The organism is Micromonospora humidisoli, assembly GCF_016900955.1.
GTDB classification, from domain to species: Bacteria; Actinomycetota; Actinomycetes; order Mycobacteriales; family Micromonosporaceae; genus Micromonospora; species Micromonospora wenchangensis.
In genome coordinates, this window is the sequence record NZ_JAFEUO010000002.1 from 418,034 (window position 1) to 443,001 (window position 24,968).

Genomic DNA, 24,968 nt, shown 5'->3' on the forward strand with positions numbered 1-24,968 from the left:
GAGGCGCAGGTGGCGGTCCCGGCAAGGGGCCCCGGGGCTGAGGCCGGGCCCGGTCGCGGCGGGCGGACGGCGCGGTCAGCGTAGGGCGGCGAACTGCTGCACCCGGGCGATCCCGCCCTCCACGATCAGGACGCTGCCCGGCCCGAGCACCGTGTCCGGGTCGGCGTACCGGAAGCGTTCCCCGGCCGGTTTCGCACCGACCACCATCACCCCGTAGCGCTCCTGCACCGCCAGGTCCCGCAGCCGGTGACCGACCAGCGGCGGAGGCACCGGCACCTTGGCGATGGCGAAGTCGTCGCCGAACTCCATGAAGTCGAGCATCCGGCTGACGATCAGGTGGGCCACCCGTTCCCCGGTCTCCGCCTCCGGGAAGACCACGTGGTGGGCGCCGACCGAGGCCAGGATCTTGGCGTGCTTGCGGGACGTCGCCCGCGCCCACACCTGCGGTACGCCCACCTCGGTCAGCGCCAGCACGGTGAGCACGCTGGCCTCCACCGAGGCGCCGATGGCGACCACCACCCGGGTGAAGTCGTCGATGCCGAGCTGCCGCAGCGCCTGTTCCTCGGTCGCGTCGGCCTGCACCACCCGGTCCAGCACCGCCGACCAGCGCTGCACCCGGTCGGGGTCGCGGTCCACGGCGAGCACCCGGTGGCCGAGCCGGGTCAACGACCCGGCCAGGTGGCAGCCGAACCGGCCCAGCCCGATCACGGCGATGTCGCCGTCGCCTTCGTCCCTAGCCGACAACGGGTTGCTCCTTCGGGTAGCGGTACAGCCGGCGTCGGGTGTTCAACGCGATCGCCGAACCGAGGGTGAGCGGGCCGATCCGCCCGACGTACATCAGCACGGTCAGTACCAGTTGCCCCGACGCGGGCAGGTGCGGGGTGAGCCCGACGGTGAGGCCGGCGGTGCTGAACGCCGAGGTCACCTCGAACAGCGTCGCGTTGGACCGGACGTCGGTGGTGAGCACGGTCAGGCCGAGCGTGCCGACGGTCACCAGGGCGACGCTGAGCAGCGCCACCGTCAACGCCTGGCGTTGGCTGGCCACCGCGATCCGGCGGCGGCCCACGGTGACGTCCGGTTCCCCGCGCAGCTCCGCCCAGATGACGAAGCCGAGCAGGAAGAACGTGGAGACCTTGATCCCACCGGCGGTGCTGGCGCTGCCGCCGCCGATGAACATCAGGGCGATGAGCAGGGGGTAACTTTCCTCGCGGAGGGCGGCCACGCCGATCACGTCGAAGCCACCGGTACGGCTGAGCGCGATCTGGGTGAACGTGGCGAGCAGCTTGCCCGGGGTGTCGTAGGTGCCGATGGTGAACGGGTTGTCCCACTCGGTGACGAGCAGCCCGACGAAACCCACCGCCACCAGCACCACGCTGCCCCAGACGGTCAGCTTGGTGGACACCGCCCAGCGGCCCGGCCGGCGACGCCGGCGGAACGCCTCGAACAGTGCGGGGAAGCCCAGCCCGCCGACGATCGCGCCGAACGCCAGCGGCAGCGCCACCCACGGGTCCCGGGCGAACCCGACCAGCCCGTCGGTGTACAGGGTGAAACCGCCGTTGTTGAACGCCTGGATCGAGTGGAACGCCGCCGACCACAGCGCCCGGCCGGGGGAGTAGTCGTAGGCGAGCCGGAGCCGGGCGGTGATCACCGCGGTCATCACCAGCTCGCAGCCGAACACCGTGCCGGCGATACGCAGCAGCAGCCGGCGCAGGTCGGCCGGGCCGTACTCGGCGGTCTCGGCCTGTACCAGCAGCCGGTTGCGCAGCCCGAGCTGCCGGGTGACCGCCAGGCTGACCAGGGCCGCGCCGGTGAGGATGCCCAGCCCGCCGACCTGGGTGAGCACGGTGATCATCACCAGCCCGAAGCCGTTCCAGTAGTTCGGGGTGTCGGTGACCGCCATCCCGGTGACCGACACCGCCGAGGTGGCGGTGAACAGCGCGGTGACCAGCGGGGTGAACCGGTGCGCGCTGGTGGCCCAGGGCAGCATCAGCAGGCCGGTGCCGATCGCGATCGTCACCAGGAAACCGAACGGCACCAGCCGGACGGGGTGACGAAGGAACCGGCGCACCAGACAATCCTGTCGATTCCGGCGGGACCGGGTCGGTGAATCGCGTATCCCGGGCCGGTCCCGGTCTCCCCGCAGGGTTCACCTGACGGCCAGTCGGCGACCAACTGGCCGTCAGCCGCGCCCGGTCTGCTGTGAGCGCCCGTCGGGGCGTACCGGCGTCCGGCCGGAGGCCCCTCGACCAAGGAGATCGCGTTGCGACGTACCCTTTCCGCTCTCGGTGTGGCCGGCGCGCTGCTCGCCGTGGCCGTCGCCGTCCCGGTGGCCGCCGCCGGCGCAGCCTCGGCCCGCGAGGACGACGCGGACCGCGCCGACCGGGCCACCCACCGGCCCCTGGTGATCGCCCACCGGGGGGCCAGCGGCTACCGGCCGGAGCACACCCTGGAGGCGTACCGGTTGGCGATCCGGATGGGCGCCGACTACATCGAGCCCGACCTGGTCTCGACCCGGGACCGGGTGCTGGTCGCCCGGCACGAGAACGAGATCTCCGGTACGACCGACGTGGCGGCCCGCCCGGAGTTCGCCGGCCGCAAGGCCACCAAGACCATCGACGGGGTGCCGGTCACCGGCTGGTTCACCGAGGACTTCACCCTGGCCGAGCTGAAGACGCTGCGGGCCAAGGAGCGGCTGCCCCAGGTGCGGGTGGCGAACACCGCGTTCGACGGCCGGTTCGCGGTGCCCACCTTCCAGGAGGTGCTGGACCTGGCCCGCGCCGAGTCGAAGGCGCGGGGCCGCACCATCGGCGTCTACCCGGAGACCAAGCACCCCACCTACTTCGCCTCGATCGGGCTGCCGCTGGAGGAGCCGCTGGTCACGGTGCTGCGCCGGAACAAGCTGACCCACCGCGACGACCCGGTCTTCATCCAGTCCTTCGAGACCGCCAACCTGCGCACGCTCGACCGGATGATCGACGTGCCGCTGGTCCAGCTCCTCGACGCCACCGGCCGGCCGTACGACTTCACCGCCGCCGGTGACCCCCGCACCTACCAGGACCTGGCGACCGCCGCCGGCCTGCGCGGGATCGCCAGGTACGCCGACGGGGTCGGGCTGAACAAAAACCTGATCATCCCCCGGGACGCCACCGGCAAGCTGCTCGCCCCGACCACGGTGATCCGCGACGCGCACCGGCACCAGCTGCTGGTGCACGCCTGGACGTTCCGGGCCGAGAACCAGTTCCTCCCGGTCGACTTCCGGATCGGCGCCGACCCGAACGCCCGGGGCGACATCACCGCCGAGTACGAGCTCTTCCTCGGCCTCGGCCTGGACGGGGTCTTCGCCGACCAGCCGGACACCGCCGTCGCCGCCCGCGCCGGCCTCCCCACCCGCTGACCGCCCGCTGACCTGCCCGCACCCGGTCGGGTCCGGTCGGTTCCGGTCGGGTCCGGTCGGGCGCTTGATCAACTCAGTGTCGCCGAGGTAGCGGTGTCCCGTCGCCCGGGACACCGCTACCTCGGCCCACGGGAGTGGATCAATCGCCCAGGCGCGATCCCGGACCGGCCAGGAGTCGCTTTGGCCGCGTACACATGGTCTCGATCGTCCGGGGCGTACGGAACACCACCGACCTCCAGACCGAATGCCGGCTCGCCGCGATGAACCAGTCGTTGGTTGTCCCCACGGTCTTCCTGCCCGCCCAGCCCGAACTGGCGGCGATGTCGTCGACCGCCGTACGCACGCTCGGTAAGTCGCTGCCGCGACCGGGGTAGCGCGAACACCGGACGGCCGGGGCGCTCCGACTGTGGAGAGTTGTTGTCGCCTGGGCCGCAACAACTCTCCACAATCCAACGGCACGGGTGGGCAGGCCGGCCGGATACCGCTCCATCGGTTCAGGGGAGTGGCGTGCCCCAGGATCTCGGGCTCGGGAGTTCCGATCAGAGACTTCCGCCCCCGGTGCTGCGGAGGTTGCTGCCGTCCGTCGGGTTCCGGTGGTCGTCCAGGCGGCGGCGGGCCTGCTCCGATGCCGTCAGGTCACGTACCTGCCGGTCGCCGTCGGTCACCGCCCGGCGGCCACGACGCCACCATGCCACGGCTGCGAGAGCCACGAGTACGACGACGAGGATGATGAGCCAGCGCATGTCTGCCTCCAGCGGGTGAGGGATCTGCCACTCAGAGTGGACCCTCGGGTCAAGCGCCCGGAGTTGCCATGGGACGGAGTCGCCGTGGGCGGGTTACCCACGCCCACCTCCCACCCGGTCGCCCCGGTGATCAAGAGGTTCGCGTCACCCGAAAAGCGGTTCATGACGTAAACCTCTTGATCAACCGCGTGGGAGGTCGGGGTGTCCGGCCGGGGTGGTAGGAATGCCGGATGAGTGGGGATCGGGCGGCGGTGCGGGAGCGGGCCGAGGGGGTGCTGCGGCGGCTGGCCGGCGCGCACGCCCGGCTGCGGGAGGACCAGTGGCGGGCCATCGAGGCGCTGGTGGTGGACCGGCGGCGGGTGCTCTGCGTGCAGCGCACCGGGTGGGGCAAGTCGGCGGTCTACTTCGTGGCCACCGCCCTGCTGCGCGAACGCGGTGAGCACGGGCCGACGGTCATCGTGTCGCCGCTGCTGGCGTTGATGCGCAACCAGGTGGAGGCGGCGGCCCGCGCCGGCATCCGGGCCCGCACCATCAACTCAGCCAACCTCGACGAGTGGGACGAGATCACCGCCGAGATCCACGCCGGCACGGTGGACGTGCTGCTGATCAGCCCCGAGCGGCTCAACAACCCCGACTTCCGGGACGCCGTCCTGCCGAGGCTGGCCGCCACCACCGGGCTGCTGGTGGTCGACGAGGCGCACTGCGTGTCCGACTGGGGGCACGACTTCCGGCCCGACTACCGCCGGCTGCGTACCTTCCTGGGCAACCTGCCGGAGCGGACCCCGGTGCTCGCCACCACCGCCACCGCCAACGAGCGGGTGACCCGGGACGTCGCCGAGCAGCTCGGCACCGAAACCACCCCGCCCCCGGCCGACCTGGCCACGTCGACCACCGGCCCCGCCGGACCCACCACGCCGCCCACCGGCCCCGCAGCGCCGAGCGCCGACCCCGTCGGGCGGGCCGCGCGCCGGGCCGACGTGCTGGTGCTGCGGGGCACCCTGGACCGGGAGTCGTTGCGGCTCGGCGTGCTCGACCTGCCCAGCCCGGCGCACCGGCTGGCCTGGCTCGCCGACCACCTGGACGCGCTGCCCGGCTCGGGGATCATCTACACGCTCACCGTCGCGGCGGCCACCGAGACCGCTGAGTTCCTCCGTGCGCGCGGCTGGTCGGTGGCCTCCTACACCGGCCAGGCCGAGGACGCCGACCGCCGCGCCGCCGAACAGGACCTCCTCGATAACAAGATCAAGGCGCTGGTGGCGACCAGCGCGCTCGGGATGGGGTTCGACAAGCCCGACCTCGGTTTCGTGGTGCATCTGGGTGCGCCGCCCTCGCCGATCGCCTACTACCAGCAGGTCGGCCGCGCCGGTCGGGCCGTCGAACATGCCGAGGTGCTGCTGCTGCCCGGTGTCGAGGACGCCGCGATCTGGCGCTACTTCGCCTCACTCGCCTTCCCGCCCGAGGAGCAGGTGCGTGCCGTGCTGGCCGCCCTGCACACCGACCGGCCGCTCTCCACCCAGGCCCTCGAACCTCTCGTCGACCTGCGCCGGACCCGCCTGGAGTTGATGCTCAAGGTGCTCGACGTCGACGGCGCGGTCCGCCGGGTGCGCGGGGGGTGGCTCGCCACCGGCGAACCCTGGACCTACGACGAGGCCCGGTTGCGCCGCGTCGCCGAGGCCCGCACCGCCGAGCAGCAGGCCATGCGCGAGTACGCCGCGACGCCCGGCTGCCGGATGCGGTACCTGCGGGACTGCCTCGACGACAGCGGGGCGGACGACTGCGGCCGGTGCGACCGTTGCGCCGCGCCCCTGTTCACCGCCGACGTGTCCGGCCCCGCGCTGACCGCCGCACAGACCTTCCTCGGCCGCCCCGGGGTGCAGATCGCTCCCAAGAAGCTCTGGCCGACCGGCCTCGACGCGGTCGGCGTACCGCTGAAGGGGCGGATTCCGCCGACGGAGCAGGCGCTGCCCGGTCGGGCCGTGGGGCGGCTGTCCGACCTGGGCTGGGGTGGCCGGCTCCGCGCCCTGGTCGGCCCTGGCACGGCCGACGGCCCGGTGCCCGACGACGTCGTGACGGCCGTGGTGGAGGTGCTGAAAGCCTGGGCGCACGGCGACGACCCGTGGCCGCGTCGCCCGGCCGGCGTGGTCACGGTCGGCTCCCGCAGCCACCCGACCCTGGTCGCCTCGCTCGCCGAGCGGATCGCCACGGTCGGCCGGCTACCGCTGCTCGGCGCGGTCACCCCGGTCGGCCCTGCCGGGGGCGGCGGGCCGCGCGGCAACAGCGCCCAGCGGGTACGCGCCCTGCACGACGCCTTCAGCCTCCCCGACGAGGTGGCCGGGGCGCTGACCGTCCTGGACGGCCCGGTGCTGCTCGTCGACGACCTGGTCGACTCCGGGTGGACGATGACGATGGCGGCCCGCCTGCTGCGCCGCTCCGGTGCCCCCGACGTCCTCCCGCTCGCCCTCGCCGTCGCCGGCTGACCCGGACCGGGTCGGCGGACCGGGCGGATAAGTTCCCCGGCCGGCCCTGGTGCGACCGCCGCCACGGTGTCCGGCCGTCGTCCCGGTGCCGTCGGGGTCGGCGGTACGGTGAGCGGATGGCCGACCAGCGATCCGTCACCCGGCCCGCCGGCCCGGCAGCCGGCGGCGGACCGGCCCCCGACCAGGGCACCCCGGAGCCGGTGGACCAGCCGGCCCGGGGGGCCGACGCAGGCATCGGCCGACCGACGGGCCAGCAGGGGCGCGGCAGTGACGCGGGCAGCGCACACCCGGTGGACCGGCAGGAACCGGGCGGCGCGGAACCCGGCGGATGGACCCTGTCAGGCGGGACTACGACCGGGGACGGGGCGTCGACGGTGGGGCCGGACCGGGCCACGCTGCGGCTGGCGCTGGTGGTGGGCGGTCTGGTGCTGGCCGTCCTGCTCGGTTTCGGGCTCGGCCGGGCCAACGGGCGGCCGACCGGGCGTACGACGGCGACCGCCGCGACGGCCGCCGGTGACCACACCCACGCTCCGGGCACCGGCGCACACCAGCACGACGGCACCGGCGGGGACTCCTCAGGCGACGCGGCCACCGGTCTGTCCGTCAGCTCCGGCGGTTACACACTCGTCCGGTCGGGCGGGGAGTTCGTCGCCGGGCGGGCCGGTGAACTGCGGTTCCAGATCCGTGACGCGCAGCGCCGCCCGGTCACCCGGTTCGCGGTCGTGCACGACAAGCCGATGCACCTGGTGGTGGTACGCCGCGACCTCACCGGATTCCAGCACCTGCACCCGACGATGGCCGCCGACGGCACCTGGTCGATCCCGCTGACCCTGCCGCAGCCGGGCGTCTGGCGGGCGTACACGGATTTCACGGCGGTCGCCGACGACGGCCGGCAGACCCCGGCGACGCTGGGCGTGGACCTGGTCGCCCCGGGGGAGTACGCGCCCCGTCCGCTGCCCGCCCCGGCCAGCCGGGCGGCCGTCGACGGGTTCACCGTCGACTACGAGGGCACCCCGCAGGTGGACGCCGCCGTACCGCTGCGGTTCACGGTCCGGGACCCGGCGGGACGACCCGTCGCCCTGGAGCGCTACCTCGACGCGTACGGGCACCTGGTCGCCCTGCGCGAGGGGGACCTGGGCTACCTGCACGTGCACCCGGGCCCGGGGCCGGCCGCCGACACGGTGACGTTCTGGCTGACCGCACCCGGCCCCGGCAACTACCGGATGTACCTGGACTTCCAGGTGGCGGGCGTGGTGCGGACCGCGGAGTTCACCCTGACCGTCCGCTGAGAGCAGCGGCCCGGGGAGCCGGCCGGATCGACCGGCGCGGCGGTCAGCCGGCGCGGCGGACCGGACGGCGGGCCAGATAGCGCAGCAGGTCACGGATGTGGTGCTTCTCCTCGGCGGGTACCGTCGGATCGGCCAGCCGGTCGAGGATCACCCGGACGTCGGCCTCCACCGGGCCGTCGTCGGCGCGGCGGCGGGGGGCGGGCCCCGCGTCGGGCAGGCCGAGCGCCCGGAAGGCCGCCGCGACCGGCAGGTCGAGGGCGGCGCAGAAGCCGCGTACCTTGGCCAGTTCGGGGTAGTCCTGCCAGTCGCCGGCGAGCCAGCGGAAGACGGTGGACCGACCCACACCGGTGTGGGCAGCGAGATCGCTCACCGTCCAACCCCGCTCGTCACGGGCGTCGTCGATGGCCCGTCGCACGAAGCGGGCGAACGCCATCTGGGGTGAAACCTCTGTCGAACCCATGCCTGTGAGATCGTCCTCTTCGGGTGGGAGCCGGGGTGTCCGGTACGCCCCCCGAGGGTAGTACGACGGCGGTCCGGTGCAATTCCCCGTACCGGCCGGCTGAGTCCCCGTCCGGCCTCCACGCGGGGCGGCGGCACAGTTCGTGACACAGCGTCAGTTGTCGTAGGTCAATCGAACCCGACGGGTTCGTCACCTGTCGCATCCGGTGAGGAGCAGCATGGCCGAGTCCGACCGTCCGGCGTCGCACCGTCCCGGTGCGGTCAGCCTCTTCTTCGTCGTCAAGGCGGCCGTGTTCGCCCTGGGTTTCTGGGGCTGGCTGCTGGTGCTGGTGTTCACCGGTGACGAGGCGACCGGGGCGCACGTGCTGGCCGCCGCCGGTGCGGTCACCACCACCCTGGTGGGGGTGCTGCTCGGCGTCCGGCTGGCCCTGCAACGCAGCGCCGCCGTCAGGCACGCCGAACTCAAACGGCTCCTGGTCGACATCTCCTGGAACGCGTTCGCCGCCGCCGGCAACGCCGAACTGTCCGGCACCGTGGTGCCGTTCCCTGCCGCGCCCGGCGACGACGAGCGGAGGCCGCGGGAGCGGATCTCCTCGATCGTCGACCGCAGGCCGGGGGAGCGCCCCGGCGGCGACCGGCGGCGCTGAACCGCTCAGCCCCGCACGCTGTCCGCCACGCCGTCCCCGGTCGGGTCGGCCAGCAGCGTGGCCAGGCGCGGGGTCACCTGCCACTGGTCGACCAGCTGCCGGTACTCGGCCGCCTGCGGGTCACCGCCGCCGGTGCCGGTCCGGCGGGCCCGGATCAGCAGGTTCCGGGGGGTGTGCCGGGAGTCGACGAACTCGACCACCTCGGCCCGGTAGCCGTGCGACCGCAGCAGCCCGGCCCGCAGCGCGTCGGTGAGCACGTCGGCGAAGCGTTCCCGCAGGATGCCCTGCCGGGTCAGCAACTCGTACGGTGCCGGGGCCGGCCGGGCGCGCAGCTGCGCCGCGAGGTCGTGGTGGCAGCACGGCGCGGCCAGCACCCACCTGGCGTCCCAGCGCACCGCGCGGGCCAGCGCCTCGTCGGTGGCGGTGTCGCAGGCGTGCAGGGCGAGCACCAGATCGGGGGTGGGCTCCACCACCGCGTCGGCGATCGTGCCGGCCACGAAGGTGACCCGGTCGGCCCAGCCGAGGCGCTCCGCCAGCTCGCTGTTGCGCTGCCGCTGGTCCTCCCGCACGTCCACCCCGACCAGTTCCACGTCGAGCCCGCGGGCGGTCAGGTAGCGGTAGGCGGCGAAGGTCAGGTAGGCGTTGCCGCAGCCCAGGTCGACCACCCGCAGCCGCCCGGTGAGGTCGTCGGGCAGGGTGGCGGCCAGCGCCCGCAGGAAGGCGTCCACCTGCCGGCGTTTCGCGGCGTTGCCGCCGATCTCCGCGAAGATCGGGTCGCCCGGGTCGAGCAGGTACTCCTTGGCCCGGTCGTGGCCGTCGGCGGGCGCGGCCGGCCGGCTGGCCGCCGCCCGGTGCACCTGCGCCTCGCCGGACTTGGTCACCCGGAGCTGGAGGGTCGCCCCGGCGGTCTCCACGTGCCAGTTGCCGAAGGGCTCGGCGAGCAGCGCGTCGACCGCCGCGTCGGCCTCCGCGCCCGGCGACACGTTCCGGGTGTACGGCCGTGCGCCGTCGGACGTGGCGATCTGCAACCGGGGGCCGGCCTTGAGGGCGACCGGGCGGAGTTCGGCGCGTACCACCGAGGGGCGCTGGCCCCGACGGCGGCCGGCGGCGACGGCACGGGTCAGGGCGGGGTCGAGCAGCAACGCCCTGACCTCGGTCAGGGCGGCGTCCAACGGTTCCGGCATGGTCCCATCATCCTTTCCCACCCGGCCCTCGCCGCTCCCGGCCCGCCCCGGGCAGGGAGGGCGATGTGCCCACCGGCGCAGACGGGACATCCCCCGGACCGTCGGACGGCCGGGGGATGTCGGCGGTGCTGTCGGGTCAGTCGGCGGTGGCCTCGGCCGGCGCGTCCGCGCCGGAGCCGCCACCACCGCGCCGGCGACGGCGGCGACGCGGCCGGCCCGGCTCACCCTCGGTGGCCGACCCGGCGGCGACGGCGGGCTCGCCGGTCGGGCCGGTGGCGGTGTCGGTGGACCCGCCGGTGGTCACCGTGGTCGGCTCGCCCCCGACCACCTCGCCGGCCCGGCGGCGACGCCGGCTGCGGGGGGTACGCGGGCCTTCCTCGGCGGCCTCCACGGGCGTTCCGGTGGCATCCGGCGCGTCGGAGTCGGGGCGGGCCCGACGCCGGTCACCGCGTCCGCCGCCCCGGCCGCTGCTCTCGCCGCGTCCCCGGCCCTCGCCGCGCCGGCCGCCCCGGCCACCGCTCTCGCCCCGGCGGGACCGGCCACCCAGGTCCTCCTCGACCTCGGCGGAGAGCCCGGCGCGGGTCCGCTCGGCGGTCGGCAGGGTGCCGGTCATCTCCGGCGAGATGTCCAGGTCGGTGTAGAGGTGCGGGGAGGTGTGGTAGGTCTCCGGCGGCTCCGGCATGTCGAGCCCGAGCGTCTTGTCGATGATCCGCCACCGGGGCATGTCGTCCCAGTCGACGAAGGTGACCGCGACCCCGGTCGCCCCGGCCCGGCCGGTACGACCGATCCGGTGGGTGTAGGTGTCCTGGTCCTCGGGGCAGTCGTAGTTGATGACGTGGGTGACGCCGCTCACGTCGATGCCCCGGGCGGCCACGTCGGTGGCGACCAGGGTGTCGATCTTGCCGGCCCGGAACGCGCGCAGCGCCCGTTCCCGCGCACCCTGGCCCAGGTCACCGTGCACCGCGGCCACCGCGAAGCCCCGGAAGTCGAGGTCCTCGGCGACCCGGTCGGCGGCCCGCTTGGTCCGGGTGAAGATCATGGTCAGCCCGCGCCCCTCGGCCTGGAGGATACGCGCCACGATCTCGATCTTGTTCATCGAGTGGGTGCGGTAGGCCAGCTGCTGGGTCTGCGGGGACGGGCCGGTTTCGGCGGTGTGCCCGGCGTGGATCGTCACCGGCCGGCGCAGGAACCGCCGGGAGAGGGTGACGATCGGGTCCGGCATGGTCGCCGAGAAGAGCATGGTCTGCCGGTCCTCCGGCAGCATCGCCAGGATCTTCTCGACGTCGTCGAGGAAGCCCAGGTCGAGCATCCGGTCGGCCTCGTCGAGCACCAGCGCGCGGACCCGGTCCAGCCGCAGGTGCTTCTGCTTCTGCAGGTCCATCAGCCGGCCCGGGGTGCCGACCAGGATCTCCACGCCCTTGCGCAGCGCGTCGATCTGCGGCTCGTACGCCACCCCGCCGTAGATCGGCAGCACCCGGACGCCCCGGGTACGGCCGGCGGCGGCCAGGTCCTTGGCGACCTGGATGCCCAGCTCGCGGGTGGGTACGACGACCAGGGCCTGCGGCACGCCGTCGCTGCCCTCGGCCGGGGCGAAGACCCGCTCCAGCAGCGGGACGCCGAACCCGAGGGTCTTGCCGGTGCCGGTGGGTGCCTGACCGATCAGGTCGGTGCCGCGCAGGGCGATCGGCAGCGCGTACTCCTGGATCGCGAAGGCGCGCGTGATGCCCGCCGCAGCCAGGGCCTCGACGGTCTCGGGCCGCGCGCCGAGCGCGGCGAACGTGGGGGCCTCCGGGCGGACCGGGGCGGTGGGGGCCAGTTCCTGGCCCTCCAGCTGGTCGAGAATCTGTTCGCTCATCTGGATCTGGGGGTGCCCTCTCGTGGTGCGCCCCGTGGTGTCCTCAGGGCGCGGTCGGTATGGCGCGGGCCACGCGATCGGCGGCGGAAAATCGCCGTGTCAGACCGGGCCGCACGCGCGCCGTGGGCAGGACTTCGATCAGATCGGCGCCCACGGCAACTACCTCATCCTACCCGAGCGGGTGGGTACACGCCCCTGACCTGGATGGCCGGCTTTTCGGCAGGGGTGAAAAATGTGACCCGCGTCACCGGGTCGCCCTGCGGCGGGCCGTGCCCGCCGCAGGGTCGGACCGGTTCAGCGAACGGTGAAACCGACCGCGCGGGCGGACGCCTCGGCGATCTCGACGTAGGCGACCTTGGTGACCGGCACGATGACCCGTCGACCCTTCTCGTCGGTCAGGGAGAGCGTCCCCTCCGCCTTGGCGAAGGCGTCGGTCACGATCTGCTCGATCTCGGCCGGCGACTGCGCGCTCTCCAGAACCAGCTCGCGCGGCGCGTACTGCACGCCGATCTTGACCTCCACGTGTGCCTCCTCAGGTGGGCGAGATAGCCGCCGTTGGGAAGGCTATCCGATCTCGGAGCCGGATGTTCAGGCCGACTCACCCTGGAGCGGGAAGCTCGCGATACCCCGCCAGGACAACGCCGCGACCAGCGCCTCCGCCTCGGCCTTCGGCACCTGCCGGCCGCCGGCCAGCCAGAACTGGGCGGCCGTCTCGGCCGCGCCGACCAGGCCGGAGGCGAGCAGCTCGGCGTGCGCCCGGCTGACCCCGGTGTCCGAGATGATGGTGTCGGTGATCGCCGCGATACAGCCCTGCTCCACCCGCTCGACCCGCTGCCGCACGGCCGGGTCGTTGCGCAGGTCGGATTCGAAGACGAGTCGGAACGCCTCGCTCTCGTGGTCGACGAAGTCGAAGTACGCGCGCACCGAAGCGCCGACCCGCTCCTTGTTGTCGTTCGTGCCGCGCATCGCTTCGTGCACCTTGGCGACGATGGCGTCACAGTGCGTGTCGAGCAGCGCCAGATACAGATCCATCTTTCCCGGGAAGTGCTGGTACAGCACGGGCTTGGAAACCCCGGCCCGCTCGGCGATGTCGTCCATCGCGGCGGCGTGGTACCCCTGCGCCACGAACACCTCCTGAGCCGCCGCGAGTAGCTGCTTACGGCGTGCTGAACGGGGCAGCCGGGTGGGCCGGCCGGCAGTCTGCGCACCGTTCCCCACAGCGGTCATGGGAACCTCCGAGTTTCGTCATTCCAGCCGGCACTTTTACCCCGTACCGGTCAGGGCACTCACCCCGGCCCCGGAATTGGCCCGCCGCTGTAACTTATCGCCACTGTCACCACACGGTAGCCTCAGCGGGGGCGACCAAGGAGCGCGCGGTGAGTGAATCAGGGCAACCCGGTGCCGCCACCCCGGGAGAGCACGGCGACGGGACGGGTCAGCACGACGACCTGGCCCGCTCCGCCAGTGGGTGGGCACCTGCGACCGGGTGGTCCGGCGGCGTCGACGCCCCGGGTTACCGGGAGACCGGGTCGCCGTGGAACCGGCCCGACCCCGCCGGCGGCTGGGGTGGTCAGCCGTCCCGGCACGGTGATCTACCTGCGCCGTTCGCCGCCCCGTCGACAGACGAGGAGTCCCCGCGTAACGGTCGGGTCCACCGCAATGGTCACGACTCGGCACCGGATTTCCCGGCGCCGCTGCGGCGCCCGGTGAGCGCCCCGCCCGGCGGGCCGGGCCACCCCGCCGACCCCCGGGTCACCGACGGTGACCGGCTGGTCGTGCCGGCCCCCCGGCCGGCCTCCCCGGCCGGGCCGCAGCACGACCCGGAGGCCGCCCGGCATTCCTCGGACGATCCCGCCGCACCCCGGCCGGCCCACCGGCCCGCAGGCGACCTGCCCACCTCGGCCCCACCGGCCGTGCAGGTCCCCCCGGTGGGCACCGCCGCCTCCGGCTTCGAGGTGCCCCCCGGCTTCCACGCGCCCGAGCGGGGCGGCACCGGTTCCCCGGGCGACGACCCCCGCGACCGCTTCTCCGCGCCTGACGGGCCACGCGGGGCCGACCGCCCCGAGCCCACCGCCGACACCGGGCCGTCCGGGACGGACCAGCGGGGCGTCGGTGCGCGCGGTGCCGGGGAGCCGCTGTCCGGCGAGCGCCGGGCGACCGCCGGGCCGGACGAGCCGGACTGGTCCGGACCGAGCTGGAACCGCCCGAGCTGGGGCGGGACCTGGGGCCCCTCCTGGTCGCGGGACGAGGAACCACCAGTCGGCCGACGTACCCGTGCCGAACGCGCGGCCGAGTGGTCGGCCGAGGCCGCCCGCCCGTACGAGCCGGTGCGCGCCGAACCGGCCCGGCCGTACCAGCCGGTGCGCGCCGAGCCCGCCCGCCCGTACGAGCCGGTGCGCTCGGAGGTGCCCCGCCCGTACGAGCTGACCCGAACCGAACCGGCCACCCCACCGGCCCTGCCGGAGCCCACCGCCGAGCGGTCCGGGCGGGAACGGCCGGCCGCCGAGCGGGTCGCCCCGGTAACCCCGGGCATCGACCACCCCGAGCGAGCCTGGGCCGGGCGGAGCGGGGAGTACCCCGTACCGGACTGGTCCGAGCGCGCCGACCGGCCGGAGCGGCACGAGCCCGCCGATCGCGCCGAGCGGGACCGTGCCGACCGTGCCGGTCCGGACTGGTCCGAGCGGGGCACCCGACCGGAGCGGGACTGGTCCGACCCCGCCGGGCGGGACTGGGCCGACCGGTCCGAGCGGGACTGGTCGGACCCGGCCGGGCGCAACTGGCCCGGTCCCGGCGAGCGGGACCGGTCGCCTGCCGAGCCGCCCGTGCCGCAACGGCTGCATCCGGCCGAGCCGCCTGCACTGCAACGACTGCACCCGGCCGAGCGGCCCGGATGGTCGACGGGGAGACCCACCGAGGTGCCCCCGCCCCCGCGGGAGGTGCCTGTCGTTCCGCCGCCGTCGCCCCGGGACGAGCCCGCCGCCCGCGACGAGCCGGGCGTGGTGCCGCTGACCCGCGACGAGCCCACCGGCCTGCGCCAGGACCGGGCCGCCCCGCTGCCGGCCGCCGTCCGCGCCGAGCAGCCGTTCCGGCTCCCGCGCGACGAACCGTCGCCCCGCCCGGCGACCTCCCCGGCCGGCCGCGCCGACCAGCCGTTCCGGCTCCGGTCGGTGCCGACCGAGCCGGCCACCGCCACCGACCTGCCCGGCCACCCGCCGGAGCCCCTCCCGACCGCCGGTGCCCCCGCCACGAGCGGGCCACGCCGGCTGGACCAGATCCCCGCAGCGCCCGCCCCGACGAGCGCACCCCCCTACGCGGCCCGCCGATCCGCGCCCGATCCGCTGACCACGACCGAGCCGGTGGTGGACGGACGGAGACCGGACCGGGGCACGGCGGTGCTGCCGCAGCGCGTCCCCGCCGAACCGGACGTGCCCGTCGTGCCGGAGCCGCCAGCCGTGGAGCCCCCCGCCGAGACCCCGGAACTCGCCCGGATCGCCACCCACCTGCGCCGCGACGACGAGCCGGCGCCGCTGCGGGAACGCCCCGAGGGCTTCGACGTCAACGCGATCCTGGACGCCGTACGTGAGGTGGCCGGGGTCCGCGACGCGGCGTTGCGGCGTACCCCGGCCGGGGCGCACAGCCTGCGGCTCGACCTGTCCGACGGGGCTGACCCGGCGGAGGTGAGCCGGCTGGTGGCCCGCCTGCTCCAGGAACGGATGGGGCTCGCCGCCGCACCGCAGAGCCTGTCCGGTGAGCCCAGCGCCGCGGTGCCGCCGCCGATGCGCCGCCGTACCGGTGAACCCCGCGTGGTCGAGCCGGCCGCCGGCCTGCCGACCTCGGCGGAACGGCCGGCAGGTGACCCGGCCCGGTCGGCGGCGGAGCCCCCGGCCGCCCGGCCCGCCGTGGAGCGACAGGCCACCGGGGTACGCGCCGACGCGGCGACCGGCGGCCCGGCCCGCGACGCCGAGGACCCGCCGGCCGAGCAGTCACCGACGGCGTCGGGGGTGCCCCGGCGACGCCGACAGTCGACCCCGCACCGGGGACGGGCCAGCGTGGAGGAGACCCTCCCGGGCGCGCTGCCGCCCACCGGCAGCCCGGCGACGCTCAACGCGTCGTACTCGGGCGGGCAGATGACCACGACGGAGACCGCGCCCTCGCGACCGCTGGACACCGGCGGCGTGCCGGGGCCCCGGGTGGTCATCGACCACGTCCAGGTGAGCACCTTCGGCCTGGACGCCAACGTCGAGGTACGCCTGCTCACCGCCGGTGAGCCGGCCGCCGGGCACGCCACCGGGCCGGCCGTGGACGGGTACGTCCTGCGGCTGTGCGCGGTGGCCGCCGCCGCGGCGGTGGACGAGTTGCTGCGGCACGCCGAGCGCACCGCCGAACGGGGGCGGTGCTTCGTCGAGCACGCCGCCGTGGTGCCGTTCGGCAACTGCGAGGTGGCGACCGTGGTGGTGCTGCTGGTCTGCGACGGCTGGGTGGAGCAGTTGGCCGGGTCGGCGTTGGTCTCCGGGGACCCACGCCAGGCGGTGGTGCGGGCGACCCTGGCGGCGGTCAACCGTCGCCTCGAAGCGCTGCTGGCCTGACCGGCCACATTGTCGGTACGGGGCCGGAACGGGAACACTTGGCGGCATGAAACGCGCCGCCCTCTGGCCCGAGGAGCACCTGCCCCCGCACCGGCTGCCCCCGCCCTGGCCCGGCCGGCCGGTACGCCTCGACGGCACGGTCACCTACGTCCGGGACACCCCGGCCACCGGCCCGGACGCGGAACCGGCGCTGTACGTGCACGGGTTGGGCGGTTCGTCGCAGAACTGGACGGACCTCGCCGGTCTGCTCGCCGAGCGCCTCGACGGGCAGGCGATCGATCTGCCGGGCTTCGGGCGTAGCGAGCCGGGGCTGCGGTACACGATCCCGGCCTTCGCCGACCGGGTGGTGCGCTGGATCGAGCACTCCGGCCGGGGGCCGGTGCACCTGTTCGGCAACTCGCTGGGCGGCGCCGTCTCGGTGTACGTCGCCGGTCGCCGGCCGGACCTGGTGCGCACCCTGACGCTGATCTCCCCGGCGCTGCCGTTCCTGAACTTCGGCCGCTCGTTGCAGGGGCGGATGCTGCCGCTGCTGGCCATTCCGCGCGGAGAGCGGCTGGCCGCCTGGCGGCTCGCCCAGCTCGCCCCGGAGGTGATGGCCCAGCAGGCGATGGAGGCGTGCGTGGCCGACCTGAGCCGGATCAGCGAGCAGCGCCGGCAGGAGGCGTTGGAGGAGATCCGGGTCCGCTACGACGCGCCCCACTACGCCGCCGCGTACGTGCGCACGTTCCGGGGGCTGGTGGCCAGTTTCCTGCGGTCGTACCTGCCGGGGCCGGAGTCGCTGTGGCGGATCGCCGCCGGCATCGGGGCGCCCACGCTGGTGGTCGGGGGGATGAAGGACCGGTTGGTGGACGTGCGGGTGGCCCCGCAGACGGCCCGGGTCATCCCGGACAGCCGGCTGATGATGCTGGCCGGCGTCGGGCACGTGGCGCAGTTGGAGGTGCCGCGTACGGTGGCCCGCGCGGTGCTGCACCTGCTCGCCGAGTCGACGCCGGGCCCGTCGGCGCAGCGTCCCGCGACCCTGCCCGGTGATGACGCGCCGGGGTCCGGTGATGACGGAAGGTGGCTTCCCGGCATGGCATCCTGACCCGGATGTCTGCGCTCCCCTCCCGTGACCCGCGTCCGATCCTCCTCCCACGGCCGGCGTCCGGCACCGCCCGCTGGCGTCCGACCGCGCTGGTGGTCCTGCTGCTGGTGGTGACCTCCGGCGGGCTGGCCGTCGCCACCCCGCCGCCGGCTGCCGGCCGGCCCGTCGCCGGTCCGGCGACGACACCGGGCGGCCCGAACGGTTACGCGCCGGGCCCGGCCGGCCTGCCCGGCGTACCCGCGTCCGGTGTGACCGCCGGATCGCCCGGTGCCACCGGGGCGTTCGGTGCCGGGGCAGCGTCCGGTGCGGGCGGGCCGTTCGGTCGCGGCGGGCCGGTCGTCGGGGCCGGGCCGGTCGGTGCGCCGGGCGGGGTCGGGTCGGCCCGGCCGGCACCGGCCGGTGCCGTGGTCCCGGCGGGGACCGTGCCGCCGTTGGCGCTGTCGGGCCCGGTGCCGGCGACGGGCCGGGGCACCTTCCGCTACGACGACCGGGCGGGGGCGACGCTGGGCCGGTCGGGCGGCCTGCGGCGCTACCGGGTGGCCGTGGAGGACGGCTCCGGCGAGGACGTGCGTGCCTTCTCGGACCAGGTGCAGGCGGCCCTGGCCGGGCCGGGGAGTTGGGTGGACGGCGGCCGGTTGCGGCTGCGCCGGGTGCCGGGGAACGCGTCTGCCGACTTCACCGTGCAGTTGGCGACCCGCGGCACGGCGGGGCGGCTGTGCCGGGCCGGGGGTGTGGACATCAGGGTCGGTGGCGTGCCGTACACGTCGTGCCGCGCGCCGGGGAAGGTGATCATCAACCTGGACCGGTGGCGGACGTCGGTGCCGCACTTCGTCCGGGCCGGGGTGCCGCTGTCGGTCTACCGGACGTACGTGGTGAACCACGAGGTGGGGCATCAGTTGGGGCACCGCCACGAGGGGTGTCCGGGGGCGGGTCGGCCGGCGCCGGTGATGCAGCAGCAGTCGCTGTTCCTGCGGGGCTGCACCGCGAACCCGTGGCCGTACCTGGACGGTCGCCGGTATGCCGGCCCGGCGCTCTGAGCTCCCGGTGGGGGTGTCCGGGCCTGGTGCCGGCTGTCGGACGGTTACCGGAGAAGTGAAACATGTTCTCGTAGTTTGCGGCAATAGCAGGTTTATGCCCGATTAGTCTGCCATGCTGGCCGGGTGAGCACCGAGTCCGCCGAGCGCCCGGAGCCGCCGGACTCCGGCCGGCCCGACCGGCGTCACACCGACCCGTACCGGGCCGGCCCGCGTCACGCCGACCCGCGCGCCGCATGGTGGCACGGCGAGCCGGGCGTCGGGCCGCGCCGCAGCCGGCGGATGCGCCGGCGTCGTCGACGGGCCGCCCTGCTCGGCCTGGCCCTGCTCGGCGCGGGCGTGGGCGGGTTCGTCACCCTCCACCCGGAGCGCGGCCCGAGCCGCCCCGAGCAGGTCGCCGGGCGGGTGGCCGACGGGTCCGGCGGCGGCCGGCTGCCCGACGGGGTACGCGCGGAACGGACCACCGTCGCCTACCCGCGCAGCGGACCCGGCCGCTTCACCGCCGCCGACGGCCGCTCCGAGGTGTACGGCTTCGACGGGCCGTTGCACCGCTACCGGATCGAGGTGGAGCAGGAAACCGGGCAGGACGTGGCCGCGTTCGCCGCCGCCGTCGACGCGACGCTCGGCGATCCGAACAGCTGGATCCGCTCGGGCGAACTGCGGTTCCAGCGGGTGCCGGAGGTCGCCGCCGCCGACTTCACCATCTATCTCGCCACCCCGGCCACCTCCGAGCGGATGTGCGCCGAGGGTGGGCTGGACACCGAGGGCTACACCTCCTGCCGGCTGCCCGGTCGGGTGGTCATCAACCTGGCCCGCTGGATGGAGGCGGTGCCGGACTACGGGGCGCCGCTGTCGGTCTACCGGACGTACGTGGTCAACCACGAGGTGGGGCACGAACTCGGCGAGGAACACCAGGCCTGCCCCGGCCCCGGCGAGCCGGCCCCGGTCATGCAGCAGCAGACGTACGGGCTGGACGGCTGCGTGGCGAACGCCTGGCCGTACGTCGACGGCTCGTTGTACGCGGGCGATCTCGTACCCGGCAGTTGAGATATTCCCGCTCCCGTATGTCGGACGGGGTGTCACTGCTCATGGCCGAAGGGTGGCCGGTCGAGCAACAATGGCTCGGTTCGCCATCAGCCGATCACCGGGGAGTCCACCGTGTCGTTGCCCCCGCTCGTCGAACCCGCCGCCGAGCTGACCGTTGACGAGATCCGTCGCTACTCCCGTCACCTGATCATCCCCGATGTGGGGGTCGAGGGGCAGAAGCGGTTGAAGAACGCCCGGGTGCTCTGTGTGGGTGCCGGTGGCCTCGGCTCGCCGGCTCTGATGTACCTGGCCGCCGCCGGGGTCGGGACGCTCGGCATCATCGACTTCGACACCGTCGACGAGTCCAACCTCCAGCGCCAGATCATCCACGGCGTCTCCGACATCGGCCGGTCCAAGGCCGAGTCCGCCGCCGCGTCGATCCGCGAGATCAACCCGCTGGTCCAGGTGGAGATCCACAACACCGCCCTGGACCGGGAGAACGTCCGGGAGATCTTCGCCCAGTACGACCTGATCGTCGATGGTACCGACAACTTCGCCACCCGGTACATGGTCAACGACGCGGCGGTGCTGCTCGGCAAGCCGTACGTCTGGGGGTCGATCTACCGGTTCGACGGCCAGGCGTCGGTCTTCTGGGCCGAGCACGGCCCCTGCTACCGCTGCCTCTACCCGGAGCCCCCGCCGCCCGGCATGGTGCCGTCCTGCGCCGAGGGCGGCGTGCTCGGCGTGCTCTGCGCCTCGATCGGGTCGATCCAGGTCAACGAGGCGATCAAGCTGCTCGCCGGGGTCGGCGAGCCGCTGGTCGGCCGGCTGATGGTCTACGACGCACTGGAGATGGAATACCGCAAGATCAAGATCCGCAAGGACCCGAACTGCGTGCTCTGCGGGGAGAACCCCACGGTCACCGACCTGCTGGAGGACTACGAGGACTTCTGCGGCGCGGTCTCGGAGGCGGCCCAGGAGGCGATCGTCGACTCGACCATCACCGCCACCGAGCTCAAGGAGTGGCAGGACGCCGGCAAGGACATCTTCCTGGTCGACGTCCGGGAGCCCGCCGAGTACGAGATCGTCCGGATCCCCGGCTCCACCCTGATCCCCAAGGGCGAGATCATCTCGGGTGAGGCGTTGGCGAAGCTCCCGCAGGACAAGCAGGTGGTGCTGCACTGCAAGTCCGGGGTCCGCTCGGCCGAGGCGCTCGCCGCGCTGAAGGCGGCCGGGTTCCGCGACGCGGTGCACGTCCAGGGCGGGGTGCTCTCCTGGATCAAGCAGATCGATCCCTCACTGCCCGCGTACTGACCTGGGCCGGGGCCGTGGGGCGGTGCCGAACCGCCCCCGGCCTCGACCGATTCCCCGAGGCGGGATCGCGTTCGCGCCGGTAGCGTCAGCGCCGTGGTGGACTTGGATGCCGCGGTCGGCTTCGTCGTGGCGCACGGCGACGCGGTGGACCGCGCCCGACTGTCCCGGCTGCGCACCGGTGCGCCGGTGCCCCCCGACCTGCTCGACGCGGCCGAGGTCGGGCAGACCCCCGACGGTGGCTGGCCGGCCATGCTCGGCGGTGACGTGCCCTCCATCGACGCCACCTGCTTCCGTCTCGCCGAGCTGGACGACCTCGGCGCGCTCGGCCGGCCGGCGGCCCGGCACGCCCTGGACTGGCTGGCCGCCCGGCAACTGCCCGACGGCGGCTGGGACGAGGACCCGAGGCTGGCCGGCAGCGCCCCCGAGTGGGCCACCCCGGGCGACCCGGAGGCCCGGCTCTACCTCTCCGCCAACGCCGCGTTCTGGCTCAGCGTCGCCGGTCGGGACGCCCGTGCCGCCGGCCCGCTGGACCACCGCGTCGGCGGCGCGTACGCCGGGGTGGTGCAGGCGGCGGCGCAGGCCCTGGCCGGGCAGCTCGCCGCGGACGGCAGCTGGCCGTCGTTCCTGGCCGCCGGCTGGTTGAGCGCGGCCGTGCTGCACCGCCAGCAGCTCTACTACGAGTCGGCCCGGATCCAGGCGGTGCTGGCCGAGCGGATGCCGCAGCTCTCCCCGGCCGACACCGCCGCGCTGGCGGCCACGCTGCGCCGGGTCGAGGTGGGCGAGGAGCAGTGGGTGCTGGTGTCGGCCCGCAAGCGGCTCGCCGAGACCCAACGCAGCGACGGCGGCTGGGACAGCGACGACGGCCACCAGTTCGACGTGCACACCACGCTCACCGCGATCCGTGCCTGCCGCCCGATCGGACCGGTCCTCCCACTCGCCCCGATGGGCTCGCCGGTGACGCCACCCGGCTCACCTGTCGTGCGCCGGGTCCGGCCGGTCCCACCGCCGACGGACGACGAGCCCGGCACCTGGTGACCCCGGCCCCGGGGCGTGGCGGGGGCCGGGCGGCTCAGCGCAGGTGACCGTCGCCGGTCACCACGTACTTGGTGGAGGTCAGCTCGGGCAGCCCCATCGGGCCCCGGGCATGCAGCTTCTGGGTGGAGATGCCGATCTCCGCGCCGAAGCCGAACTCGCCGCCGTCGGTGAACCGGGTGGAGGCGTTCACCATCACCGCCGCCGCGTCCACCCGGGCCACGAACTCCCGGGCGGCGGCCTGCGAGTCGGTGACGATCGCCTCGGTGTGCCCGGTGCCGTAGCGGCGGATGTGCGCGACCGCCGCGTCGAGCGAGTCGACCACGGCGACGGAGATGTCGGCGCTGAGGTATTCGGTGGCGAAGTCCTCGTCGGTGGCCGGCACCACGGCGGGCGAGTACGCGGCGACCTCGGGGGAGCCGTGCACGGTCACCCCGGCCTCGGCGAACGCGGCCAGCACCGCCGGCAGGAACGCGTCGGCGACGTCGGCGTGCACCAGCAGCGACTCGGCCGTGTTGCAGGTGGACAGGCGCTGGGTCTTGGCGTTCAGGGCGATCGCCACCGCCTTGGCCTGGTCGGCGGCGGCGTCGACGTAGACGTGGCAGTTGCCCACCCCGGTCTCGATCACCGGCACCGTCGACTCCTCGACCACGGTGCGGATCAGCGACGCGCCGCCGCGCGGGATCAACACGTCGACCAGGCCCCGGGCCCGCATCAGCTCCTTGACCGAGTCCCGGGAGCCGGCGTCGAGCAACTGCACCGCGTCGGCGGGCAGGCCCGCCCCGGCGACCGCGTCGCGCAGCACCGCCACCAGCGCCGCGTTGGAGTGCGCCGCCGAGGACGACCCGCGCAGCAGCGCCGCGTTGCCGGACTTCAGGCAGATGCCGGCCGCGTCCACGGTCACGTTCGGCCGCGCCTCGTAGATGATCCCGACCACCCCGAACGGCACCCGTACCTGCCGCAGCTCCAGCCCGTTGGGCAGGGTCGAACCCCGGACCACCTCGCCCACCGGGTCGGGCAGCGCGGCCATCTCGCGCAGCGCGTCGGCGATGCCGGCCACCCGGCCCGCGTCGAGGGCGAGCCGGTCCAGCACGGCCGCGCTCAGCCCGGCCTCCCGCCCGGCCGCCAGGTCCGCCGCGTTCGCGGTGAGGATCTCCGGCGTACGCGTCACCAGCGCGTCGGCCATCGCGTGCAGCGCGGCATCCTTGACCGTACGGGTGGCCACGGCGAGGGCCTCCGCCGCGTCCCGGGCCCGCCGGGCCTGCTCGACGACGCTCATTGCGTACTCCTTCGGATCTTCGGAAGCGCCCGCGCGGGGACGCCTGACGTCACAGCAGCACCAGGTCGTCGCGGTGGACGACCTCACGTTCGTACGCCGGGCCGAGTGCCGCGGCGAGTTCTCCGGTGGAGCGGCCGAGCAGTCCGGGCAGCTCCACCGCGTCGTAGTTGACCAGGCCCCGGGCCACCGACGCCCCGTCGACGTCGACCAGGTCCACCGGGTCGCCTGCGGTGAACGTGCCGTCCACGGCGGTGATCCCGGCCGGCAGCAGCGACTTGCGCCGGCCCACCACGGCCTGCACCGCGCCCGGGTCCAGGTGCAGCCGGCCCCGGGGGGCGGTGGCGTGCGCCAGCCAGAACAGCCGGGCCGCCGGGCGTCGCCGGGCCGGGTGGAAGAACGTGCCCACCGGCTCCCCGGCCAGCGCGGCGCCGGCCAGCGGGGCGGCGGTCAGCACCACCGGGATGCCGAAGCCGGTGGCGATCCGGGCCGCCTCGACCTTGGTGACCATGCCGCCGGTGCCGACTCCGGCCCGGCCGGCCCCGCCGATGTCCACGCCGGCCAGGTCGGCCTCGCCGCGTACCTCGGTGATCCGGGTGCTGCCGGGGCGGGTCGGGTTGCCCGTCCAGAGCGCGTCGACGTCGGAGAGCAGCATCAGCAGGTCGGCGTCGACCAGGGCGGCGACCAAGGCGGCCAGCCGGTCGTTGTCGCCGAACCGGATCTCCTCGGTGGCGACCGTGTCGTTCTCGTTGACGATCGGCACCGCCCGCAGGTCGAGCAGCTTGCGCAGGGTGCGGTACGCGTTGCGGTAGTGCGCCCGTCGGGTCACGTCGTCGACGGTGAGCAGGACCTGCCCGACGGTGAGCCGGTGCCTGGCGAAACCGGCCGCGTACCGGCCGATCAGCAGGCCCTGGCCGACGCTGGCGGCGGCCTGCTGGGTGGCCAGGTCGCGCGGGCGGCGGGGGAGCCCGAGCGGGGCGAGCCCGGCGGCGATCGCCCCGGAGGAGACCAGCACCACCTCGCGGCCGGCGGCGGCGAGCGCGGCGAGGGCGTCCACCAGGGTGTCCACCCGGGCGTCGTCCAGGCCGCCGGTCGCGGTGGTCAGCGAGGACGAACCGATCTTGACGACGATCCGTCGGGCCTGGGTGACTGCTTCACGCACCCGCCCATTCTGCGCGGTCGGTGCCGGCGGACCCCGTCGCGTTCCCATATCCTGGCCGGTCGTGACGCCTGAGGAGTACGTGGAGGCGGTGCTCGCGCTGGTCGAGCGGATTCCGCCGGGCCGGGTGATGTCCTACGGGGCGATCGCCGACGCCCTGGCCGAGCGGTCCGGACGGGCCTCGGCCCGGCTGGTCGGCTCGATCATGGCCCGGCACGGTGGCGGGGTCCCCTGGTACCGGGTGGTGAACGCGGCGGGTCGGCTGCCACCCGGGCACGAGGCGCGGGCACGGGCCCTGCTGCGGGCCGAGGGCTGCCCGTTGCGGGGGGCCGGGGTGGATCTGGATGCCGCCAAATGGTGGCCGGATGAGGGGCGGTGACCCGGCGGTAACGTGAGTAACATTCGGCCG

At 74.7% G+C, this 24,968-nt stretch carries 22 protein-coding genes; 12 read left to right on the top strand and 10 right to left on the bottom strand.

The window, feature by feature from the left end:
• Nucleotides 1-75: 75 nt before the first annotated feature.
• Nucleotides 76-744 carry a potassium channel family protein gene (locus tag JQN84_RS07295; protein ID WP_239484964.1) on the bottom strand — a complete coding sequence of 223 codons (669 nt, stop codon included), beginning with the start codon at nt 742-744 and terminating at the stop codon, nt 76-78.
• Entirely contained in the window at nt 734-2,068 is a 1,335-nt protein-coding gene (locus JQN84_RS07300) for a TrkH family potassium uptake protein (RefSeq protein WP_204957640.1), read from the bottom strand. The genes JQN84_RS07295 and JQN84_RS07300 overlap by 11 nt, the downstream gene beginning before the upstream one ends.
• 192 nt (nt 2,069-2,260) lie before the next feature.
• Between JQN84_RS07300 and JQN84_RS07305 the strand changes: the two genes are divergently transcribed.
• Both JQN84_RS07305 and JQN84_RS07310 read left to right on the top strand, forming a co-directional pair.
• Nucleotides 2,261-3,394, top strand: a complete 1,134-nt coding sequence (locus JQN84_RS07305; RefSeq protein ID WP_204957641.1) for a glycerophosphodiester phosphodiesterase — start codon at nt 2,261-2,263, stop codon at nt 3,392-3,394.
• A 194-nt stretch (nt 3,395-3,588) separates the two neighbouring features.
• Nucleotides 3,589-3,768, top strand: coding sequence for a nucleotidyl transferase family protein (locus JQN84_RS07310; protein WP_204957642.1), 180 nt, complete (start codon nt 3,589-3,591; stop codon nt 3,766-3,768).
• A 165-nt stretch (nt 3,769-3,933) separates the two neighbouring features.
• Here the strand turns inward: JQN84_RS07310 and JQN84_RS07315 are convergent, their stop codons facing one another.
• Complete coding sequence (locus tag JQN84_RS07315; RefSeq protein WP_204957643.1) at nt 3,934-4,137, bottom strand: hypothetical protein; 204 nt, start codon at nt 4,135-4,137, stop codon at nt 3,934-3,936.
• A 230-nt stretch (nt 4,138-4,367) separates the two neighbouring features.
• Between JQN84_RS07315 and JQN84_RS07320 the strand changes: the two genes are divergently transcribed.
• A complete protein-coding gene (locus JQN84_RS07320) occupies nt 4,368-6,614 on the top strand; it encodes a RecQ family ATP-dependent DNA helicase (protein ID WP_204957644.1) in 2,247 nt (748 codons plus the stop codon).
• A gap of 116 nt (nt 6,615-6,730) precedes the next feature.
• On the top strand, nt 6,731-7,903 hold the full coding sequence (locus tag JQN84_RS07325) for a DUF8832 domain-containing protein (RefSeq protein WP_307821066.1): 1,173 nt from the start codon (nt 6,731-6,733) through the stop codon (nt 7,901-7,903).
• Nucleotides 7,904-7,946: 43 nt separating this feature from the next.
• Here JQN84_RS07325 and JQN84_RS07330 read toward each other — a convergent pair whose 3' ends face one another.
• A complete protein-coding gene (locus tag JQN84_RS07330; RefSeq protein ID WP_204957645.1) occupies nt 7,947-8,363 on the bottom strand; it encodes a helix-turn-helix domain-containing protein in 417 nt (138 codons plus the stop codon).
• Between the two features lie 217 nt (nt 8,364-8,580).
• On the opposite strand from JQN84_RS07330, the gene JQN84_RS07335 reads away from it, so the two are divergent.
• Nucleotides 8,581-9,009 carry a hypothetical protein gene (locus tag JQN84_RS07335; RefSeq protein ID WP_204957646.1) on the top strand — a complete coding sequence of 143 codons (429 nt, stop codon included), beginning with the start codon at nt 8,581-8,583 and terminating at the stop codon, nt 9,007-9,009.
• Between the two features lie 5 nt (nt 9,010-9,014).
• Here JQN84_RS07335 and JQN84_RS07340 read toward each other — a convergent pair whose 3' ends face one another.
• From JQN84_RS07340 to JQN84_RS07355, 4 genes are all read right to left on the bottom strand, one after another.
• Nucleotides 9,015-10,193, bottom strand: coding sequence for a class I SAM-dependent methyltransferase (locus tag JQN84_RS07340; RefSeq protein ID WP_204957647.1), 1,179 nt, complete (start codon nt 10,191-10,193; stop codon nt 9,015-9,017).
• Nucleotides 10,194-10,329: 136 nt separating this feature from the next.
• Nucleotides 10,330-12,048, bottom strand: a complete 1,719-nt coding sequence (locus tag JQN84_RS07345) for a DEAD/DEAH box helicase (protein WP_204957648.1) — start codon at nt 12,046-12,048, stop codon at nt 10,330-10,332.
• 294 nt (nt 12,049-12,342) lie between these two features.
• The gene (locus JQN84_RS07350; protein WP_088644741.1) at nt 12,343-12,570 is read right to left on the bottom strand and encodes a DUF3107 domain-containing protein; all 228 of its coding nucleotides are present in this window, start codon (nt 12,568-12,570) and stop codon (nt 12,343-12,345) included.
• 66 nt (nt 12,571-12,636) lie between these two features.
• Complete coding sequence (locus JQN84_RS07355) at nt 12,637-13,275, bottom strand: TetR/AcrR family transcriptional regulator (protein ID WP_204957649.1); 639 nt, start codon at nt 13,273-13,275, stop codon at nt 12,637-12,639.
• Between the two features lie 149 nt (nt 13,276-13,424).
• Between JQN84_RS07355 and JQN84_RS32535 the strand changes: the two genes are divergently transcribed.
• The 6 genes from JQN84_RS32535 to JQN84_RS07385 all read left to right on the top strand — a co-directional run bounded on the left by JQN84_RS32535 (nt 13,425) and on the right by JQN84_RS07385 (nt 22,127).
• On the top strand, nt 13,425-16,634 hold the full coding sequence (locus tag JQN84_RS32535; protein WP_372445947.1) for a hypothetical protein: 3,210 nt from the start codon (nt 13,425-13,427) through the stop codon (nt 16,632-16,634).
• A gap of 46 nt (nt 16,635-16,680) precedes the next feature.
• Complete coding sequence (locus JQN84_RS07365) at nt 16,681-17,718, top strand: alpha/beta fold hydrolase (RefSeq protein ID WP_204957650.1); 1,038 nt, start codon at nt 16,681-16,683, stop codon at nt 17,716-17,718.
• A 5-nt stretch (nt 17,719-17,723) separates the two neighbouring features.
• Nucleotides 17,724-18,755, top strand: a complete 1,032-nt coding sequence (locus JQN84_RS07370) for a DUF3152 domain-containing protein (protein WP_204957651.1) — start codon at nt 17,724-17,726, stop codon at nt 18,753-18,755.
• A gap of 123 nt (nt 18,756-18,878) precedes the next feature.
• The gene (locus JQN84_RS07375; protein ID WP_307821068.1) at nt 18,879-19,799 is read left to right on the top strand and encodes a DUF3152 domain-containing protein; all 921 of its coding nucleotides are present in this window, start codon (nt 18,879-18,881) and stop codon (nt 19,797-19,799) included.
• Nucleotides 19,800-19,910: 111 nt separating this feature from the next.
• Nucleotides 19,911-21,092, top strand: a complete 1,182-nt coding sequence (gene moeZ / locus JQN84_RS07380; protein WP_204957652.1) for an adenylyltransferase/sulfurtransferase MoeZ — start codon at nt 19,911-19,913, stop codon at nt 21,090-21,092.
• Between the two features lie 93 nt (nt 21,093-21,185).
• On the top strand, nt 21,186-22,127 hold the full coding sequence (locus tag JQN84_RS07385; protein ID WP_204957653.1) for a prenyltransferase/squalene oxidase repeat-containing protein: 942 nt from the start codon (nt 21,186-21,188) through the stop codon (nt 22,125-22,127).
• A gap of 34 nt (nt 22,128-22,161) precedes the next feature.
• Here JQN84_RS07385 and JQN84_RS07390 read toward each other — a convergent pair whose 3' ends face one another.
• Nucleotides 22,162-23,403, bottom strand: a complete 1,242-nt coding sequence (locus JQN84_RS07390; RefSeq protein WP_204957654.1) for a glutamate-5-semialdehyde dehydrogenase — start codon at nt 23,401-23,403, stop codon at nt 22,162-22,164.
• Between the two features lie 49 nt (nt 23,404-23,452).
• Nucleotides 23,453-24,610, bottom strand: a complete 1,158-nt coding sequence (proB, locus tag JQN84_RS07395; RefSeq protein WP_204957655.1) for a glutamate 5-kinase — start codon at nt 24,608-24,610, stop codon at nt 23,453-23,455.
• A 13-nt stretch (nt 24,611-24,623) separates the two neighbouring features.
• On the opposite strand from proB, the gene JQN84_RS07400 reads away from it, so the two are divergent.
• Nucleotides 24,624-24,938, top strand: a complete 315-nt coding sequence (locus tag JQN84_RS07400; RefSeq protein ID WP_204957656.1) for an MGMT family protein — start codon at nt 24,624-24,626, stop codon at nt 24,936-24,938.
• Nucleotides 24,939-24,968: the final 30 nt, after the last annotated feature.